Below are 16,632 nucleotides of genomic sequence, written 5' to 3'. Positions count from 1 at the left end.
TCTGCATAGGTTTTTCACCCAGGCTCATACAAAAGCCCTCCTTGAGTGGATTGAATCCACCTCCGACACAATTGAAAATGGTTCCAGTTCGTATCTACTGAATGGAAGAAAGCGATATGACCACCCTACCGCCGCTGGTCGAGCCCGGTGCCGAGCTCACGCGTGAAGAAATCAACCGCTACAGCCGTCATCTGCTGATCCCCAACCTCGGAGTGATCGGCCAGCGCCGCTTGAAAAACGCCAAGGTGCTGGTGATCGGTGCCGGCGGCCTGGGCTCGCCGACTCTGCTCTATCTGGCTGCTGCCGGCATTGGCACCCTGGGCGTGATCGATTTCGACCGGGTCGACGAATCCAACCTGCAACGCCAGGTGATTCACACCGTCGACAGCATCGGCGAGCTCAAGGTCGAGAGCGCCCGCCAGGCGATTGCCCGGCTCAACCCGCTGGTCAAGGTCATTGCCCACAATGACCGGCTCGAACCTGAGATGGCCGTCGAGTTGTTCTCGCGCTATGACCTGATCCTCGATGGTACCGACAACTTCGCCACGCGCTATCTGGTCAACGATGCCTGCATCCTGGCCAACAAACCCTACGTATGGGGTTCGATCTTCCGCTTCGAAGGCCAGGCCTCGGTGTTCTGGGAGGATGCCCCGGACGGCCGTGGGCTCAACTACCGCGACCTGTATCCAGCGCCTCCGCCGCCCGAGCTGGCACCTTCCTGCGCCGAAGGCGGCGTGCTCGGCGTGCTCTGCGCAGCCATCGCGTCAATCATGAGTACTGAGGCGATCAAGCTGCTGACCGGTATCGGCGAGCCGCTGCTGGGCCGCCTGATGGTCTACGACGCGCTGGAGATGAGCTATCGCGAACTGCGCATCCGACCGCTGCGTGATCGCCAGGCGGTCACCGCCCTGAGCGACTACCAGGCGTTCTGTGGTCTTGGTCAGGCAAAGCCTGATCACGACTACAGCGTGCCGCTGATCAGCAGCCTGCAACTGAAGTCGCTCAAGGACGCCGGCAAGGCACCGGTGATCATCGACGTGCGCGAACAGACCGAGTGGGACATCGTGCACATCGACGGCGCCCTGCTGATGCCCAAGACCGCCGAGCTGGCCGCACAGATCGTCGAGCGTTTTGGCCGCGACACTGACCTGGTGGTCACCTGCAAATCGGGGGTGCGCTCGCAGGCGGTGTCCAGTGACCTGCGCAAGCTGGGGCTGGACAAGGTGCGCAATCTAGACGGTGGCGTACTGGCCTGGGTGCGCGAAGTCGACCCGGCGCTGCCGAGCTACTGAGGGCGCAGCCATGCCACTGTGCATTACCCGCGAGGCGTTGGAGCAGATCCGCCGCCACGCCGCTGCCGAACACCCGCTCGAGGCTTGCGGCCTGGTCGCTGCCGCCAGCGGCTCGGCGCTGGCCCATCGCGTTGTCGCGATGCGCAATCAGGCGGCCTCGCCGACCTGGTTCAGCTTCGACTCGCGCGAGCAACTGCGGGTCTGGAGCGAACTCGACGAGCGTGATGAGGAATGCCGGGTGATCTACCACTCGCACACGGCCAGCGAAGCCTGGCCGAGCCGCGATGACATCGCCCACGCCAGCGACCCTGAGCTGCACTACCTGATCGTCTCGACCTGGCCCGCAGCCAGGCACGCACTGCGCAGCTTTCGCATCGTCGCCGGGCGGGTTTTCGAAGAACACCTGGCCATCCAGGAATGAACCTGGTCAGCCACACACGGCTGACCCAACAGCACCCTTTCAAGGAGAGTCACATGTCGGTTTCAGTCATGGTCCCAACCCTGCTGCGTCCCCTTACCGAAGGCCAGAAAAAAGTCGAAGCGCAAGGCGAGACAGTGCGCCAGCTGATCGACCAGCTCGACCAACGTTACCCAGGCATCAAGGGACGCCTGGTGCACGACGACCAAGTGCACCGCTTCGTCAATATCTACGTCAACGATGACGACATCCGCTTCGCCGACGGCCTCGCCACAGTGATCGCCGCAGGCGACCGCCTTACCGTGCTGCCGGCCGTGGCCGGCGGCTGAAATCGGCCCCAGCACGCAGTCCCTGGCACCACCGCCCTACTCCAAGGTAACCCCCACATGTCCCGTATTCTGCAACAAGGCGGCTTCGCCTGGCGCAGCGGCGCCTGCCTGCCCGCGTGGCAGAGCCTGAGCGCGGCACTGGCGCGCCACGGTGAGTGCCTGGGCCTGCGCCATCAGGACAGCCAGGCCGAGCCTGGCAGCCCGGCGCTGCAACTGCTGCATTCCGATCTACGTCCGCTCCAGACCCGCCTGGTGGGCTTGCCCGCCTTGCCTCTGGAGCTGTCTACCGAGTTCACGCTCCAGGCCGCCTGTGGTCTCATGTCGGTGCACGGCCGCGCCAGTGGCAGGCCGCAGGCTCTGGGCGTGAATTACCTCGCCAGCATCAACGCCGCACTGGCCTGGCAAGGCACTCTGGCCGCCGCCGTTGGCCAACTGCGCGGCGGCGCCTTCACTGATGTCAGCTTGGCCCCGGCCGGCGGCGCCCTGCTCAGCATCGGCCAGTACCTCGCCGGCGCTACCGCTGCCGACGAGGCAGAACAGCTGCTGCCAGGCCAGGATGACGCCCTTGCCCGGCCACCGTTCGTTTCCGCCGAGGGTGTGCTGTTCGAGCTGGAAACCCTCGACAGCCAACCGTGGCGCCGTTTCTGGACTGCACTGCAGGTCAGCGATGCGATTGCCGGTCGGGCCTGGCAGCAGTTTCTGTTGCGCTATGCCCGCGCGGTCGCGCCGATGCCGGCCGAGTGCCTGGACGCCCTGGCACGGCTGCCGCTGGCCCGTATTCAGGCGATGGCGGCAGACTGCGGCGTGGCGCTGGTGGTGCTGCGCAGCCCGGCGCAGCGCTACGCCGATGCCGATTACCCGGCCAGTGCGGCTGCGCCCTGGCAGATGCAGCACGGCCCCGCCGCCGTGCCCGGCCCACGCCAGGCCCCCGCCACGCTGCCGCTACAAGGCATTCGGGTGCTGGAGTCGTGCCGCCGGATCCAAGGCCCGCTGGCCGGCCATCTGCTGACGCTGCTTGGCGCCGAAGTGATCCGTCTCGAACCGCCAGGCGGTGATCCACTGCGCAGCATGCCGCCCTGCGCCGACGGCTGCTCGGTGCGCTTCGATGCCCTCAACCATCGCAAGCAGGTGATTGAAGTGGATATCAAGTCGGCTCAAGGCCGTGCGCAGATCCATGCACTGTGCGCCGACGCCGACGTCTTCCTGCACAACTGGGCCCCGGGCAAGGCTGCCGAGCTGGCCTTGGATGCAGCTGACCTGCATGCCAGCCAACCGTCTCTGATACACGCCTATGCCGGCGGCTGGGGTGCAGCGCAGGTCGACGCGCCGGGCACCGACTTCACCGTGCAAGCCTGGTCAGGGGTGGCAGCACGCGTTGCCAGCGCTTCCGGCACACGGGGCGGTACGCTGTTTACCGCACTCGATGTCCTCGGCGGAGTCATCAGCGCCCAAGGGATCTGCGCCGCGCTGCTCGAACGTGAGCTGCATGGCCACGGCAGCCAGTTGCACAGCTCTCTGCTAGGCGCTGCCGACCTGCTGCTCGACCGCGACAGCGGCGCGCTTGCGACAAGCCTGCTGCAAGGTGTGTTCGCCACCGCCGATGGCTTGCTCGCGATCGACTGCCAGACCCGCCAGCAGTACCAGGCGTTGACCCAAGTGCTGGGTGCCGAGCCTGATCCACGGCACCTGCCGCAGCGCTTGGCTGACGCCAGCGGCGAAGACTGGCTGGATGCCTGCCAACAAGCCGGCGTCCCCGCCAGCATTGCCCATCAAGACCTTGCCGTACTCGCTGCCGATCCGCGCCTGGCGCCAAGACTGGGCCAACGCGCCTATCGATCTGTCCAATCTCCGTGGAGTTTCACATGAATACTGCCGGCATCATCGACCTGGTCCCTTTGCATACCCGCCGCCGCTGGGCTGAAGACGGCAGCTACCCCAATCAGGATGTATTCAGCCTGTTCCGCGCGCGGGTTGCGCAAGCACCTGACAAAGCTGCCGTGTTGTCGCCAGAGGGCAACATCAGCTATGCCGCACTGCTCGACGCCGCCCTGCGCCTGGCCAACAGCTTGCGCCAGGCGGGCATCGTCGCCGGCGACGTGGTCGCCTATCAGCTGAGTAACAGCTGGCGCTGCTGTGCCATTGACCTGGCGGTGGCCGCGCTGGGCGCCATTGTCGCGCCGTTCCCGCCAGGACGCGGCAAGCTCGATATCCAGGCCATGGTGCGCCGTTGTGATGCGCGTGCAGTGATCGTGCCGCAGAGCTATGCCGACATCGACCTGTGCGAAGTGATCGAGTCGCTGCGCCCGACCCTGCTCTCGTTGCGGGTGTTGATCGTCGATGGCGCGCCGCGCGCCGGGTGGTCGACGCTGGACGCGCTGCTCGCCCAGCCGCCATTGGCGCTGGCCAGCCTGTGCGCAGTCTGCCCAGACTCGCCGGTACGCTTGCTGGTGTCATCCGGCACCGAGTCAGAACCCAAGCTGGTAGCCTATTCACACAATGCGCTGGTGGGAGGCCGCGGCCGGTTTTTGCAACGTATCAGCGACGACGGCGCGGCATTTCGCGGGCTGTACCTGGTTCCGCTGGGTTCGTCATTCGGCTCGACCGCAACCTTTGGTGTACTGAGCTGGCTGGGCGGATCGCTGGTGGTGCTACCACGCTTCGACGTCACTGAAGCGATCAAGGCGATCGAGCAACTGCGCCCAAGCTTCATTCTCGGCGTGCCGACCATGCTTCAGCGAATTGCCGCCGACCCCGCCCTGGCCAACATCGACAAGTCCAGCCTGCGCGGATTGATCTGCGGGGGCTCGCTGATCGATGAAGCGACGGTGCTGCGCTGCACGGAAAACTTCGGCTGCGGCTTCATCAGCCTGTATGGCTCGGCCGACGGCGTGAACTGCCACAACACCCTCGACGACCCCATCGAGGTGGTGCTGGGCAGCGTTGGCAAACCGAACCCTGCGGTATGTGAAATTCGCATTGTCGACGACCTCGGCCATGAGCTGCCCCAGGGCGATGTCGGCGAGATCACCGCGCGCGGACCGCTGAGCCCGATGCAGTACGTCAACGCACCCGAGCTCGACGAGCGCTACCGGGATGCGGAGGGTTGGGTCAAGACTGGCGACCTCGGCTTTATCGACCCCCAGGGCTACTTGGTGCTGGCAGGGCGCAAGAAAGACATCATCATCCGCGGCGGCGCCAACATCAGCCCGGTACAGATCGAAGGCCTGGTCATGGCTCACCCTGATGTGGTCACCGTGGCCTGCGTGGCGGTGCCAGACCCCGACCTGGGGCAGCGCGTGTGCCTGTGCGTAACCCTGCGCGACGGTGCGCAGCGCTTCGCCCTGGCTGACATCAGCAGCTTTTTGCGCGAGCAGGGCCTGGAGGTCAACAAGCTCCCAGAGTACCTGCGCTTTTACCGCCATCTCCCACTGACCCCTGCCGGCAAGATCGACAAGCGCGCGCTTGCCGAAGATGCCGCTGGGCTCACCGAACCCGTACGGCAGGTGGGCTGAGCCATGCCAATCAATCCTGACCAGCTGCAACTCGCGCCGCGCGTACGCAGCTTCGTCGAGCAGCACATTCTGCCGCGCGAGCTTGAACTGGGCGCCTGTAATGCGGCCGCCGCCACGCTCGCAGCCAGCCTGCAGGACCAAGCCAAGGCCGCCGGGGTATTCGGTAATTTCTACCCGCACGCTGATGGTCGACGGCCGCTGACCCTGCGCGAGTATCTGCCCATCGCAGCTGAAGAGGGCCGCAGCGAGTTCGCGCCGGCGATTCTGGGCGGCGATGCCAGCCTCGACGCCTACATGCTCAGCCGCCATGCCAACGCCGAGCTACGCGAACGCTATCTGCTGCCGTTGCTGCGCGGTGAGCGGGTGCCGTGTTACGCCATGTCCGAGCCGGACAGCATCGGCTCGATCCCGGCAACCATGACCAGCCACGCCCAGTGGCAGGGCGATCACTGGACGCTGAACGCCCGCAAGTGGTTCATCTGCCGGGCCGGCCGGGCCGACTTCGCCACTGTTATCGCGCGCACTGCCGATGGCCCGCTGCAGCAGTCGCTGTCGATGCTGCTGGTCGCCACCGACAGCCCAGGCTTCGAGTGGGTGCGCCCGCTGGCCCTGCTTGGGCGTCAGCAAGGCCAGGGCGAATTGCTGTTCAAGGACGTGCGCGTCGAGCCTGAGCATGTGCTCGGGGAAGCCGGCCTGGGCATCGCGCTGATGCAACAGCGGCTCGGCCTTGGCCGCCTGCTGCGCGCTGCGCATTGGCTGGGCCTGGCCCAGCGCTGTTTCGACGACCTCTGCAAGCGGGTGCATTCGCCCCGCGGCGAGCTGGCGCGCTTGGCCGACAAGCAGCTGGTGCGCGCGCGGGTCTACCGGGTGTTTCGCGATATCGCTGCGGCCCGTGGCCTGCTCGAAGATGCTGCCGACAAGTTCGATCGTGGCCAGGCCAATGCCATCGAGGTCAACCTGGCCAAGCTGGCGGCATCCGAGGCACTGTCCGCTGCGGTCGATTCGGCAGTGCAGATCATGGGCGCCGAGGGCCTCAGTGACTTGTCGCCTTTATCCGGGATCTATCGCTGTGCGCGCACGACCCACATTCTTGATGGCACCGACGACGCGCTGATCAGCAACCTCGGCCGCGACCTGCTCAGCGCTACCGCGCCGGGTCGTGCTTTCGACTACCGCTCGCCGTCGCTGAGCCTGGACAAGGTGGCGCCATGAGCAAGCACGCGCCACTGGCCGTTCTGTTGATCTGCGCCATGGGCCTGCCGATGATGGTGTTCTACGCCCTCGGCGTGCTCGGACCACAATTGATCGCCGAACTCGGTATCGGCCGTGATCAGTTGGGCTGGCTGACCACCAGTGCCTTTGGCCTGGCGGCAGTGCTGTCGCCATGGGCTGGCACGCTGGTGCAGCGGATCGGTTCGCGCGCAGGTTTGATGGCGCTGTTCCTGCTGGTGGCGCTGTCGTTCAGCCTGATGGCGGTGCTGCCTGGCTTCACTGGCGTGGTCATCGCGCTGCTGTTCTGTGGCATTGCCCAGGCGCTGGCCAACCCCGCTACCAACCAGGCCATCGCCCTCACTGCCAATGCACCCAAGGCCACGCTGGTGGGCCTCAAGCAGGCTGGGGTGCAGGCATCGGCGCTGATCGCCGGGCTGGCCTTGCCGCCCCTCAGCGCCTGGCTCGGCTGGCGTCTGGCACTGGCCTGCTGGGTGCCGCTGGCGGTATTGCTGGCGCTGCTGGTGCCCTTGCGCATCCCGCCGCCGGCGGCAGGGCCAAAACCACCGCTGCGCCTGATCAGAACCAACGGCTGGCTGCTGCGGCTGATGGCGATTCAGGCCTGCGCCGGGCTGTGCCTGTCGGGCTTCATCAGCTATTTCGGGGTGTATGCCAACAGCCTTGGCGTCGATCCTGCCGCCATCGGCCTGATGGTCAGTGTGTTTGGTCTGATGGGCATCCTTTCGCGCTTGCTGTTGACCCCACTGGCCGCTGGCCTGAAGGACGAAACAGTGCTGTTGGGCGGGCTGTTCCTATTTGCCTTGGTCACGCTGCTGGCCATGCAGCAGGCCACAGCGGGGCGCCACTGGCCGCTGTGGGCAGGCGTGAGCGGTATGGGCCTGAGCCTGGTGGCGAGCAATGCGGTGGCGATGAGCATGTTGTTGCGCGAGCCACGTTTCGGCGCTGCAGCGAGCAGCGCAGGCATGCTGTCGCTGGGGTTCTTTGGCGGTATCGCGCTCGGCCCACCGCTATTCGGCCTGCTGCTGCGCCAGCCAGGTGGTTTTTCCGCAGCGTGGTCGTTGCTGCTCGTCGCCCTCTGCGCAGGGGCTGCGCTGTGCCGCAGCCTGTACCGTGCGCGCCGTGCCGAGGAGGCCTGCAAGCATGCCGGAACAGCGTAAACGCCACGCCACGATCAACGCACTGCTCAAGCAGCTGGAGGCGGTTTCACGCCAGTGCGGCGAGCAATTTCCACTGTACCGCCTGGCGCGGGAAAAACAGTGGAAGCTGTCCCGCCGCGGCTCCTGGCTTGGCGGCTTCTGGGCGGCGCTGTGGTGGCGCCGTGCGGCACTCACCGAGCTTAGTGAGGACTTCGACCAGGCCTCGTTCTGGAGCCGGCAACTGGCCGCTCAACTGGACGAACCGAGCGTCAATCGCAGCTTCGTATTCTGGTACGGCGCCGCGCTTGGCGGCCGCCTGAGCGCAGCCAACGACGCACGCCAGTTGGCTTGCCGCGCGGCAAATGCCCTGGCCCGGGATTATCGCCCAGACCTCGGCGGCTGGCCGCTGGGCCCCGGCATGGGCGCAGGCGACAAAGGCCAGCTGAGCCTGGATATCGACGCCTTGGCACCAACCCTGGCGCTGATGCACCTGCAGCGCGATCCCGAGCAGATGGCCATGGCCCGCAGCCACCTGCAGTTGTGCCTGCGCACGTTGCGGACCGCGTCTGGCGCGTGGGCCAGCCATGCCCGCTGGCACGCCGAAGGCTGGGTCGTGCAGGGCCCGGCCGGGCAGTGGGCGCGTGGGCAGGCCTGGGCCATGCTAGGTCTGGCAGAAGCGGTCGGCTTATACGGCGGGGCTTATGCCGAGCCGGCACGCGAGGCCTGTGAGTACTGGATCCGGCGCTGGGGCCTGGCTGCCGGCCAGGGCACGCTCAAGGCCGAAGAGGCCGACCCCTGCGCGGTAGCGATTGCGTCGCTGGCGCTGCTGCGCTTGTGGCAGTGCCTGCCGGGGTTGAACCACTGGCGCGAGCAGGCCTGCCGGCAACTTGCCACGCTGCTGTCCGCTCCGGTGCAGCAGGGCTGCTTCGTCGGCCACTTGTACCGAATCGGGCCAGATCAGGAGCAACTGGTCGAATCAGCCTGTGCGAGCTATTTTCTGCTAGAAGCGCTGATCGCTCAGGATCAGGTGTTGGCACTACGCGGCGGCATTGCCGGTTGGTGAGTACCACCGGAGCGGGGCGCGCAGCGCTGGTCAGGCGCTAGACCGCCCATGAATTTCTCGTCACTCGGCCACATGAGAAACGATTTCGTTTACCATTGTTTCCAAATATGTAGCCGTAAGCGAGGAAGTACCCGCATGACGATCCGTCCGCAACCGCTGATGCGCACCCTGGCCGCCGCTGTTCTGAGCCTGGTGATTGGCGCACCGGCCGCCATGGCAGACGCGCCGGTCAGCCTGACCCTGTACAACGGTCAGCACAAGGAAATCGGCGAAGCCATCGCCAAGGCCTACGAGGCCAAGACCGGCATCCATATCAATATCCGCAAGGGCAGCAGCAACCAGCTGGCCAGCCAGATCATCGAAGAAGGCGACCGCTCGCCCGCCGATGTCATCTATACCGAAGAGTCGCCACCGCTGAACAACCTCGGCGAGCTCGGCCTGCTGGCCAAGATCGACGACGCCACCCTGAACATGCTGCCCAAGGAATACGTGGCCAGCAACGGCACCTGGATGGGCGTGACTGCGCGCACCCGCGTGGTGGTGTTCAACCCGAAGAAAATCGACGAGAAAGACCTGCCGCAATCGGTCATGGACTTCGCTGACCCTGAGTGGGACGGTCGCGTCGGCTTCGTGCCCACCAGCGGCGCGTTCCAGGAGCAGGCGGTCGCCATCCTGAAAATGCACGGCCGTGAAGCGGCCGAAGAATGGCTGACCGGCCTCAAGGCGTTCGGCAAGACCTACACCAACAACATGGTCGCGCTGAAGGCCGTGGAAAAAGGCGAAGTCGCCGCGGTGCTGGTCAACAACTACTACTGGTACGCGCTTGAGCGCGAGCGTGGCAAGCTCGACTCCAAGCTGTACTACCTGGCCGATGGCGATGCCGGCGGCCTGGTGACCATTTCGGGCGCTGCCGCGGTGAAAGCCAGCAAGCATCCCAAGGAAGCCCAGGCACTGCTCAACTGGATGGCCAGCGAAGAAGGCCAGCGCGTGATCACCCAGACCACCGCGGAATACCCGCTGCACAAAGGCATGGTCTCGGACCGCGGCCTGAAGCCGTTCGAAGAGCTGCGCCCGCCGCAGATCACCCCCGCCGACCTGGGCAATGCCGAGGAAGCGCTGGAGCTGGAACGTGAGGTCGGTCTGCTCTGATGACTGCCGCCCTGCCCCAAGCGGCCCAGGCGCGTTTCGTGCCTCGCCGCAAGCGCCCATCGATCTGGGTGCTGCTGCCGGTTCTGTTTCTGGTGGCGATGAGCTTGCTGCCGTTGCTGTACGTCGCCATGAAAGCCTGGGAAGCCGGCTGGCAGGAGGCATTGCATCTGCTTTGGCGGCCGTTCGTCTGGGGCTTGCTGCGCAATACCCTGCTGCTGATGGTTGGAGTCACCGTCGTGTGCATGGTGCTCGGCCTGGCCCTGGCCTGGCTGCTGGAGCGCAGTGACCTGCCAGGGCGGCGCATGTGGGGCGTGGTGCTGTGCCTGCCGTTTGCCGTGCCGTCGTTTGTCAGCAGCTTTACCTGGGTATCGCTGAGCTCGGACTTCGAGGGCCTGGGCGGGGCAATCATGATCATGGCACTGTCCAAGTACCCGCTGATCTTCTTGCCGGTTGCGGCGACCTTGCGCAATGTCGACAGCTCGCTGGAAGAGTCGGCGAGGACCCTCGGCTGCAGCCGCTGGGGGGTGTATCGCAAGGTCACCCTGCCGCTGCTGTGGCCGGCGATGCTCGGTGGCGCCTTGCTGATCGCGCTGCACATGCTGGTCGAGTTCGGTGCCCTGTCGATTCTTGGCCTGCAGACCTTCACCACGGCGATCTATCAGCAGTTCGAACTGGAGTTCAGCAACGCCAACGCGGCGATGCTCTCGGCAGTGCTGCTGGCGCTGTGCCTGATCATGCTCACGCTGGAGCTGCGCGTGCGCGGCAAGGCGCGCCATGTGCGCATTGGCCAGGGTGTGGCGCGGCGGGCGCAGCCGATCAAGCTGGGCAGCTTCACGGCTGTCGGCCAGTTGTTCTGCCTGGCGTTGGCGGTGCTCGGTAGTGGTATTCCACTGGCGATGCTCGGCTACTGGCTGAGTGTCGGCTCGTCGGCAGCGTTTCCTGTGGGCGAGATCAGCCAGGCGCTGTTCACCTCGCTGTCGGTGTCGCTGGGCGGCGCCGGGTTCTGCGTCGTGCTGGCACTGCCGATCAGTTTCCTGGTGGTGCGCTACAAGGGCCGCCTGGCGATCTGGGCCGAGCGCCTACCGTACCTGCTGCATGCCCTGCCGGGCCTGGTGATTGCCCTGACGCTGGTGTTCTTTGCCCTGCACTACGTGCCGGCGCTGTACCAGACCACGGCGTTGTTGCTGCTGGCGTATGCCTTGCTGTTCCTGCCTCTGGCCCAGGCGCCGGTGCGCACGGCGCTGAACAAGGCCTCGCCGACGCTTGAAGAGGCGGCCCGGACCTTGGGTGCGAGCAGCTTTAGCGCGTTTTGCCGGGTAACCCTGCCGATCATCTTTCCGGCGCTGGCAGCGGCCTTTGCGCTGGTGTTCCTGGATGCCATGAAAGAGCTGACCGCGACCCTGTTGCTCAGCCCGACCGGAATGACCACCCTGGCCACCGAGGTGTGGGCGCACACCGCCAACGTCGAGTTCGCCGCGGCAGCGCCCTATGCCGCGCTGTTGATCGTAGTATCAGGCCTGCCGGTGTATCTGCTGACCACGCGGATGTACCTGAACCGGGCCTGAGCCCTGGATGGGCTGCGCAGGCAGCCCATCCCCTCCCCTACAACCCCCTCACGCCCGGAACTGGCCAAGGCTGGCGCGCAGCTGCGCCGCCAGATCATCCAGCACCTTGCCGCTGGCGGTCGTCTGCATCACCACCTCGGCCGAGCGCTCGGCCTGGGCATGAATCGTCTCGACCCTGCCGCGTACCGCTTGCGCACCGTGTGCCTGCTGCTCGGCAGCACGGGTCGCCAGGCCAATCGCCGCATGCACTTGCTCGACGGCGGCCTGCACCGATTGCTGGCGGCGTTCGTTATCGCGTAGCACCAGCAAGCCTTCGCTGGCCTGGCGCCCGGCCTGGCTAATGGTTGCCACCGCCTGCTTGGCGCCTTGCTGCAGGGCAACGATATGCGCCTGAATGTCCCCGGTCGAACTCTGGGTCTTGCTCGCCAACGCCCGCACCTCGTCGGCCACCACCGCAAAGCCACGCCCGGTCTCGCCGGCGCGGGCGGCTTCGATTGCCGCGTTGAGGGCGAGCAGGTTGGTTTGCTCGGCAATGCCGTGGATTACCGTCAGCACCACCTCGATCTGTTCGCTCTGCTTGGCCAGCCGCTCGATCACCTGCGAGCCGGCATCGACCTGGCCCGCGAGGTTTTCGATCAAGCCAGCAAGCTGGGTCGAGGTGCGGCTGTTTTCGTCAGTGGCCTGGCGGATGTCGACCACCTGCTGCAAGGCAGCCTGCATCGCATGGCTCTCGGCCTGGGCTTCGTCGGCCATGCCGGACAGGTCGCGCAAGCTGGCCGCCACTGCGTCACGCTGCAAGGCTGCGGCAGCGTCGGCACCGGCGCTGCGCTGGGTCATGACACCGATTTCGACGCCGGTGCGCTGGGCGACTTCACCCGCCTCGCGGACGATCGGCTGCAGCTTGTCGACAAAGCGGTTGACCGCTGCCGCCATGTCGCCGATTTCATCACGGCTGTCGAGGCTGACCCGTTTGGTCAGGTCACCGTCGCCCGCGGCCAGGTCATTGAGTGCCGCAATCAGCAGGCGCAGCTTGTTGACCACGCGCCGGCCGAGTACCACTGCCACTACCAGCAGTACGCCAAGCCCCACCAGCACCAGGCCCAGGCCAATCCGCCAGCGCAGCTCGGCGGCCGCATCGCGGACGGTTTCGGCGGTGTTGGCCTGCATCGCGGTGGCGCTGTTCTGCGCAGCTTCCAGACGCGCACGCAGGGCCTTGCCGCTGTCTGCGGCGGCCGCCCCGAGGCTGTCGCCGACCAACTGCTCGCTGCTGCCGATCAATGCCGCGAAGCGTGCATCGAGGGCCTTCAGTTCCTGTTCGACGGATGCGGTGGAAACGCCCATCAGCACCTTGCCGATCTCGGCACCGTTGGGGCTGATCGGTGCTTCGACGAAGTACACCGAAGGGTCCTTGCGCGCAGCGTTGAGCACTTTGTCCAGCGCCCGCTCACCCTCGCCCTTGTCCATCAGCGCCTGGTTGATCGGGTTTTGCCGGTTGAGGTAGCGCGTCAGGTGCTGGCCCTGAGCATCGTCATAGATCACGAACAATACATTGGGATTGCGCTGCGCACGGCGGGCAAAGTCGGAGAGCACCGGCACGTCGTTGTCCCAGATCGCTCGCGGGGCAACCGAGGCGAGCAACTCGGCCATGTCGTTGGCTGAGTCCTTGAGGTTCTTCTCCAGGGTGGCGCGCAATTGCTGCTGTTCGCTTTGCAGGCGCGTCGACAAACCGCTGCTCAAACGCTGCCGAGTGCTGCTGGAGAGGCCTTCAAGGCCGGCGCGGACGTCCTGCCCGGCCAATTCCAGTTCACCCGCAAGCTTGCGGCTGTCGCTGCCCAGACGCTCGCCAAGATCAGCCTCAAGGGCCGTCACTGTGCTCCGGGTCAGCGCAACGGCCACCAGCACCTGCACCAAAAGGGCGATACCCAAGGCAACAAACACAGGCCGCAACAGGCGGCTTCGTAACAATGAAAGAATGGCAGACACGGTGAACCCTCGTGTTTCTGGCGCCACTATTTTGATGGCATCGACAAGGGCATTCTTACAGCAAGGGTTGTGCCGTCGCAGCAGGCATAAACGCCAAGTTTATTCACCGACGATACAACGTGTGCAAAAAAAACGCCGCGCTCCCTTGCGGGAACGCGGCGCTGGATCAGCCTGGCAGGCTAATCAGGCAAACGGATGACGCAGCACGATGGTCTCGTTGCGATCCGGGCCGGTCGAAATGATATCGATCGGCGCGCCGGTCAGCTCCTCGATGCGCTTGATGTAAGCGCGAGCCGCTTCTGGCAGCTCTTCGAGGGTCTTGGCGCCCAGGGTCGACTCGCTCCAACCCGGCATTTCTTCGTACACCGGCTCCAGGCCGATGTAGCTGTCGGCGTCGGAAGGCGCTTCGAGCACTGCGCCGTTGGCGTTCTTGTAACCCACACAGATGTTGATGGTTTCAAGACCGTCGAGCACGTCCAGCTTGGTCAGGCAGATGCCCGAGATGCTGTTGACGTCGATGGCGCGACGCAGGATGACCGCATCGAACCAGCCGCAACGACGGGCACGGCCGGTGGTCGAGCCGAACTCGTGGCCACGCTTGGCCAGGGTTGCGCCAGTGTCATCGAACAGTTCGGTCGGGAACGGACCGGAACCGACACGGGTGGTGTACGCCTTGGTGATGCCGAGGATGTAATCCAGGTACATCGGGCCAACGCCGGAACCGGTGGAGATGCCGCCGGCAGTGGTGTTGGAGCTGGTCACGTACGGGTAGGTACCGTGGTCGATGTCCAGCAGCGAGCCCTGGGCGCCTTCGAACATGATGTCCTTGCCAGCGCGACGCAGGTTGTGCAGCTCGGCGGTGACGTCGAGCATCATCGGCTTGAGCTGCTCGGCGTAGGCCATGCACTCGTCCAGGGTCTGCTGGAAGTCGATGGCCGGCTCTTTGTAGTAATTGACCAGCTGGAAGTTGTGGTAGTCCAGCAGCTCACCGAGCTTGGCAGCGAAGCGCTCACGGTGGAACAGGTCACCGATGCGCAGGCCACGACGAGCGACCTTGTCTTCGTAGGCCGGGCCGATACCACGACCGGTGGTACCGATCTTGGCTTCGCCACGGGCCTTCTCGCGAGCCTGGTCCAGTGCTACGTGGTAGGACAGGATCAGCGGTGCAGCCGGGCTGATGCGCAGGCGCTCACGCACCGGTACACCCTTCTCTTCGAGCTTGGTGATTTCCCGCATCAAGGCGTCCGGTGCAACCACTACACCGTTGCCGATCAGGCACTGCACGCCTTCGCGCAGGATGCCCGACGGAATCAGGTGCAGCACGGTTTTTTCACCGTTGATCACCAGCGTGTGGCCGGCGTTGTGACCGCCCTGGTAGCGCACTACGGCGGCAGCATGTTCGGTCAGCAGATCAACGATCTTGCCTTTGCCCTCATCACCCCATTGGGTGCCCAGGACGACGACATTCTTACCCATAACACTTGTCCTCATTCACGCAAACTTGGTTGCCGACCCTGATGCGGGCCGCGCGAGCTGTCTCAATGGGTCAGAGGCAGGATCTGCCAACGCCCTTCTTGCTGAATCAATTGCCGATCACAATCCGCCTCGAGGGCAGCACTCAGCGGCTGGCCAGGCAATGCCTGGACCACTCGCTGGCCCTCGTTGCGCAACTGGCAGACCATCTGCCAGAGGGCCGCGTCGCCGCTGTCGGGCATCCAGATGCCGCCAGAAGGCAATACGACCTCCGCTCGCCCCAGTGTGACCAGGGTCTTCAAATCCGTGGAGAAACCAGTGGCCGGACGCGCCCGGCCAAAGTCGGCACCGATGTCATCGTAGCGACCGCCCTGAGCGATCGACTGACCGACCCCAGGCACGAACACCGCGAACACCACACCGGTGTGATAGTTGTAGCCGCGCAGCTCGCCGAGGTCGAAGTACAGCGGCAGCTCCGGGAAGCGCGCTGCCAGCCGATCAGCGATCGCCAGCAGGTCATCCAGTGCAGCCAGGACGCTGGCCGGGGCACGGCCAAGACGCACACGCGCCTGAGCCAGCACTTCACGGCCACCGCACAGCTCAACCAGGGCACGCAGCATGCCGCCCAGGTCCTGCGGCAGGTCAGCGGTCAGTGCGTACACTTCATCGCGGGCCTTGCGCTGCAGCGCATCGAACAGCTGCTGCTCGACATCGCCGGACAACCCGGCAGCACGCGCCAGACCACGGTAGATACCGACGTGGCCGAGGTCCATATGCACGTCCGGCACATCGGCCAGGCGCAGCATGGCCAGCATCAGGCTGATGACTTCGACATCGCTGGTCGGGCTGGCATCGCCATACAGCTCGGCGCCGAGCTGGATCGGGCTGCGCGAAGTAGACAGTTGGCGCGGCTGCGCATGCAGCACGCTACCGGCGTAGCACAGGCGGCTCGGACCTTCACGGCGCAGGGTGTGGGCGTCGATGCGCGCTACCTGCGGGGTGAAGTCGGCACGGAAGCCCATCAGCCGACCGGACTGCGGGTCGACCACCTTGAAGGTATGCAGGTCGAGGTCCTGGCTGGCACCGGTGAGCAGCGATTCCAGGTACTCGATATGCGGAGTAACGACCAGTTCGTAACCCCAACTCTGGAACAGGTCCAACACCTGCCGCCGCGCGACTTCAATGCGCGCAGCTTCAGGTGGCAGTACTTCCTCGATGCCATCTGGCAGCAGCCAGCGGTCTACCGTTGCCATTACGCCTTTTCCCCTTTGGTCCGAGCGGCCAACCCATAGGCGAGCCGTGAATACAGGCATTGGCACACAACAACAGGCAGCACTAATCCCAGCGCTACCGCCGTACCAACACCCTCGAATTGCTAGCGCCGGGCTGACCCAATGCGAGCCAATCAACCTTGCAGACGCAAAAAAGCCGGGAAATTTCCCGGCTGACTCATCATACACCCCTTTTCCTTCGGGATGCACC

General features: G+C 65.3%; 12 protein-coding genes and 2 pseudogenes. 10 read left to right on the top strand and 4 right to left on the bottom strand.

The window, feature by feature from the left end:
* The first annotated feature begins 116 nt into the window (after positions 1–116).
* The 10 genes from moeB (at position 117) to K3F44_RS22265 (ending at position 11,694) form a co-directional block, all read left to right on the top strand.
* Positions 117–1,292 (top strand): molybdopterin-synthase adenylyltransferase MoeB, encoded by a 1,176-nt coding sequence (moeB, locus tag K3F44_RS22310; protein ID WP_150571128.1) that lies wholly within the window; start codon positions 117–119, stop codon positions 1,290–1,292.
* 10 nt (positions 1,293–1,302) lie between these two features.
* Positions 1,303–1,713, top strand: a complete 411-nt coding sequence (locus tag K3F44_RS22305; protein WP_150571127.1) for a Mov34/MPN/PAD-1 family protein — start codon at positions 1,303–1,305, stop codon at positions 1,711–1,713.
* A gap of 53 nt (positions 1,714–1,766) precedes the next feature.
* Positions 1,767–2,039, top strand: coding sequence for a MoaD/ThiS family protein (locus K3F44_RS22300; protein WP_101315935.1), 273 nt, complete (start codon positions 1,767–1,769; stop codon positions 2,037–2,039).
* A gap of 57 nt (positions 2,040–2,096) precedes the next feature.
* The gene (locus K3F44_RS22295; protein WP_220632984.1) at positions 2,097–3,905 is read left to right on the top strand and encodes a CoA transferase; all 1,809 of its coding nucleotides are present in this window, start codon (positions 2,097–2,099) and stop codon (positions 3,903–3,905) included.
* Complete coding sequence (locus K3F44_RS22290) at positions 3,902–5,551, top strand: class I adenylate-forming enzyme family protein (RefSeq protein ID WP_188035226.1); 1,650 nt, start codon at positions 3,902–3,904, stop codon at positions 5,549–5,551. The genes K3F44_RS22295 and K3F44_RS22290 overlap by 4 nt, the downstream gene beginning before the upstream one ends.
* 3 nt (positions 5,552–5,554) lie before the next feature.
* Positions 5,555–6,763 carry an acyl-CoA dehydrogenase family protein gene (locus K3F44_RS22285; RefSeq protein ID WP_220632983.1) on the top strand — a complete coding sequence of 403 codons (1,209 nt, stop codon included), beginning with the start codon at positions 5,555–5,557 and terminating at the stop codon, positions 6,761–6,763.
* Complete coding sequence (locus tag K3F44_RS22280) at positions 6,760–7,938, top strand: CynX/NimT family MFS transporter (RefSeq protein WP_220632982.1); 1,179 nt, start codon at positions 6,760–6,762, stop codon at positions 7,936–7,938. The genes K3F44_RS22285 and K3F44_RS22280 overlap by 4 nt, the downstream gene beginning before the upstream one ends.
* Entirely contained in the window at positions 7,922–8,980 is a 1,059-nt protein-coding gene (locus K3F44_RS22275) for a glucuronyl hydrolase (RefSeq protein ID WP_220632981.1), read from the top strand. The genes K3F44_RS22280 and K3F44_RS22275 overlap by 17 nt, the downstream gene beginning before the upstream one ends.
* A 135-nt stretch (positions 8,981–9,115) precedes the next feature.
* On the top strand, positions 9,116–10,129 hold the full coding sequence (locus K3F44_RS22270) for an extracellular solute-binding protein (RefSeq protein WP_101315923.1): 1,014 nt from the start codon (positions 9,116–9,118) through the stop codon (positions 10,127–10,129).
* Positions 10,129–11,694, top strand: a complete 1,566-nt coding sequence (locus K3F44_RS22265; RefSeq protein ID WP_220632980.1) for an iron ABC transporter permease — start codon at positions 10,129–10,131, stop codon at positions 11,692–11,694. Before K3F44_RS22270 ends, K3F44_RS22265 begins: the two co-directional genes overlap by 1 nt.
* Before the next feature lie 48 nt (positions 11,695–11,742).
* Here the strand turns inward: K3F44_RS22265 and K3F44_RS25210 are convergent.
* The 4 genes and pseudogenes from K3F44_RS25210 to K3F44_RS22250 form a co-directional block, all read right to left on the bottom strand.
* Positions 11,743–12,258: pseudogene (locus tag K3F44_RS25210) on the bottom strand (methyl-accepting chemotaxis protein); the annotation flags it as partial.
* Positions 12,259–12,648: 390 nt separating this feature from the next.
* Positions 12,649–12,861: pseudogene (locus tag K3F44_RS25205) on the bottom strand (methyl-accepting chemotaxis protein); the annotation flags it as partial.
* A 999-nt stretch (positions 12,862–13,860) separates the two neighbouring features.
* Positions 13,861–15,153, bottom strand: a complete 1,293-nt coding sequence (locus tag K3F44_RS22255; RefSeq protein ID WP_101315917.1) for an adenylosuccinate synthase — start codon at positions 15,151–15,153, stop codon at positions 13,861–13,863.
* A 62-nt stretch (positions 15,154–15,215) separates the two neighbouring features.
* Entirely contained in the window at positions 15,216–16,403 is a 1,188-nt protein-coding gene (locus K3F44_RS22250; RefSeq protein ID WP_101315915.1) for an ATP phosphoribosyltransferase regulatory subunit, read from the bottom strand.
* Positions 16,404–16,632 lie beyond the last annotated feature (229 nt).

Origin of the sequence: Pseudomonas sp. S07E 245 (assembly GCF_019599025.1) — a bacterium.
Lineage (GTDB): Bacteria > Pseudomonadota > Gammaproteobacteria > Pseudomonadales > Pseudomonadaceae > Aquipseudomonas > Aquipseudomonas shirazensis.
This window is presented reverse-complemented; position numbering and strand designations above follow the sequence as displayed.

What these genes read in the sequence shown, in the direction of transcription:
- moeB (WP_150571128.1), top strand. Translation starts at nt 117, where the DNA reads ATGACCACCCTACCGCCGCTGGTCGAGCCCGGTGCCGAGCTCACGCGT.
- K3F44_RS22305 (WP_150571127.1), top strand. Translation starts at nt 1,303, where the DNA reads ATGCCACTGTGCATTACCCGCGAGGCGTTGGAGCAGATCCGCCGCCAC.
- K3F44_RS22300 (WP_101315935.1), top strand. Translation starts at nt 1,767, where the DNA reads ATGTCGGTTTCAGTCATGGTCCCAACCCTGCTGCGTCCCCTTACCGAA.
- K3F44_RS22295 (WP_220632984.1), top strand. Translation starts at nt 2,097, where the DNA reads ATGTCCCGTATTCTGCAACAAGGCGGCTTCGCCTGGCGCAGCGGCGCC.
- K3F44_RS22290 (WP_188035226.1), top strand. Translation starts at nt 3,902, where the DNA reads ATGAATACTGCCGGCATCATCGACCTGGTCCCTTTGCATACCCGCCGC.
- K3F44_RS22285 (WP_220632983.1), top strand. Translation starts at nt 5,555, where the DNA reads ATGCCAATCAATCCTGACCAGCTGCAACTCGCGCCGCGCGTACGCAGC.
- K3F44_RS22280 (WP_220632982.1), top strand. Translation starts at nt 6,760, where the DNA reads ATGAGCAAGCACGCGCCACTGGCCGTTCTGTTGATCTGCGCCATGGGC.
- K3F44_RS22275 (WP_220632981.1), top strand. Translation starts at nt 7,922, where the DNA reads ATGCCGGAACAGCGTAAACGCCACGCCACGATCAACGCACTGCTCAAG.
- K3F44_RS22270 (WP_101315923.1), top strand. Translation starts at nt 9,116, where the DNA reads ATGACGATCCGTCCGCAACCGCTGATGCGCACCCTGGCCGCCGCTGTT.
- K3F44_RS22265 (WP_220632980.1), top strand. Translation starts at nt 10,129, where the DNA reads ATGACTGCCGCCCTGCCCCAAGCGGCCCAGGCGCGTTTCGTGCCTCGC.
- K3F44_RS22255 (WP_101315917.1), bottom strand. Translation starts at nt 15,153, where the DNA reads ATGGGTAAGAATGTCGTCGTCCTGGGCACCCAATGGGGTGATGAGGGC.
- K3F44_RS22250 (WP_101315915.1), bottom strand. Translation starts at nt 16,403, where the DNA reads ATGGCAACGGTAGACCGCTGGCTGCTGCCAGATGGCATCGAGGAAGTA.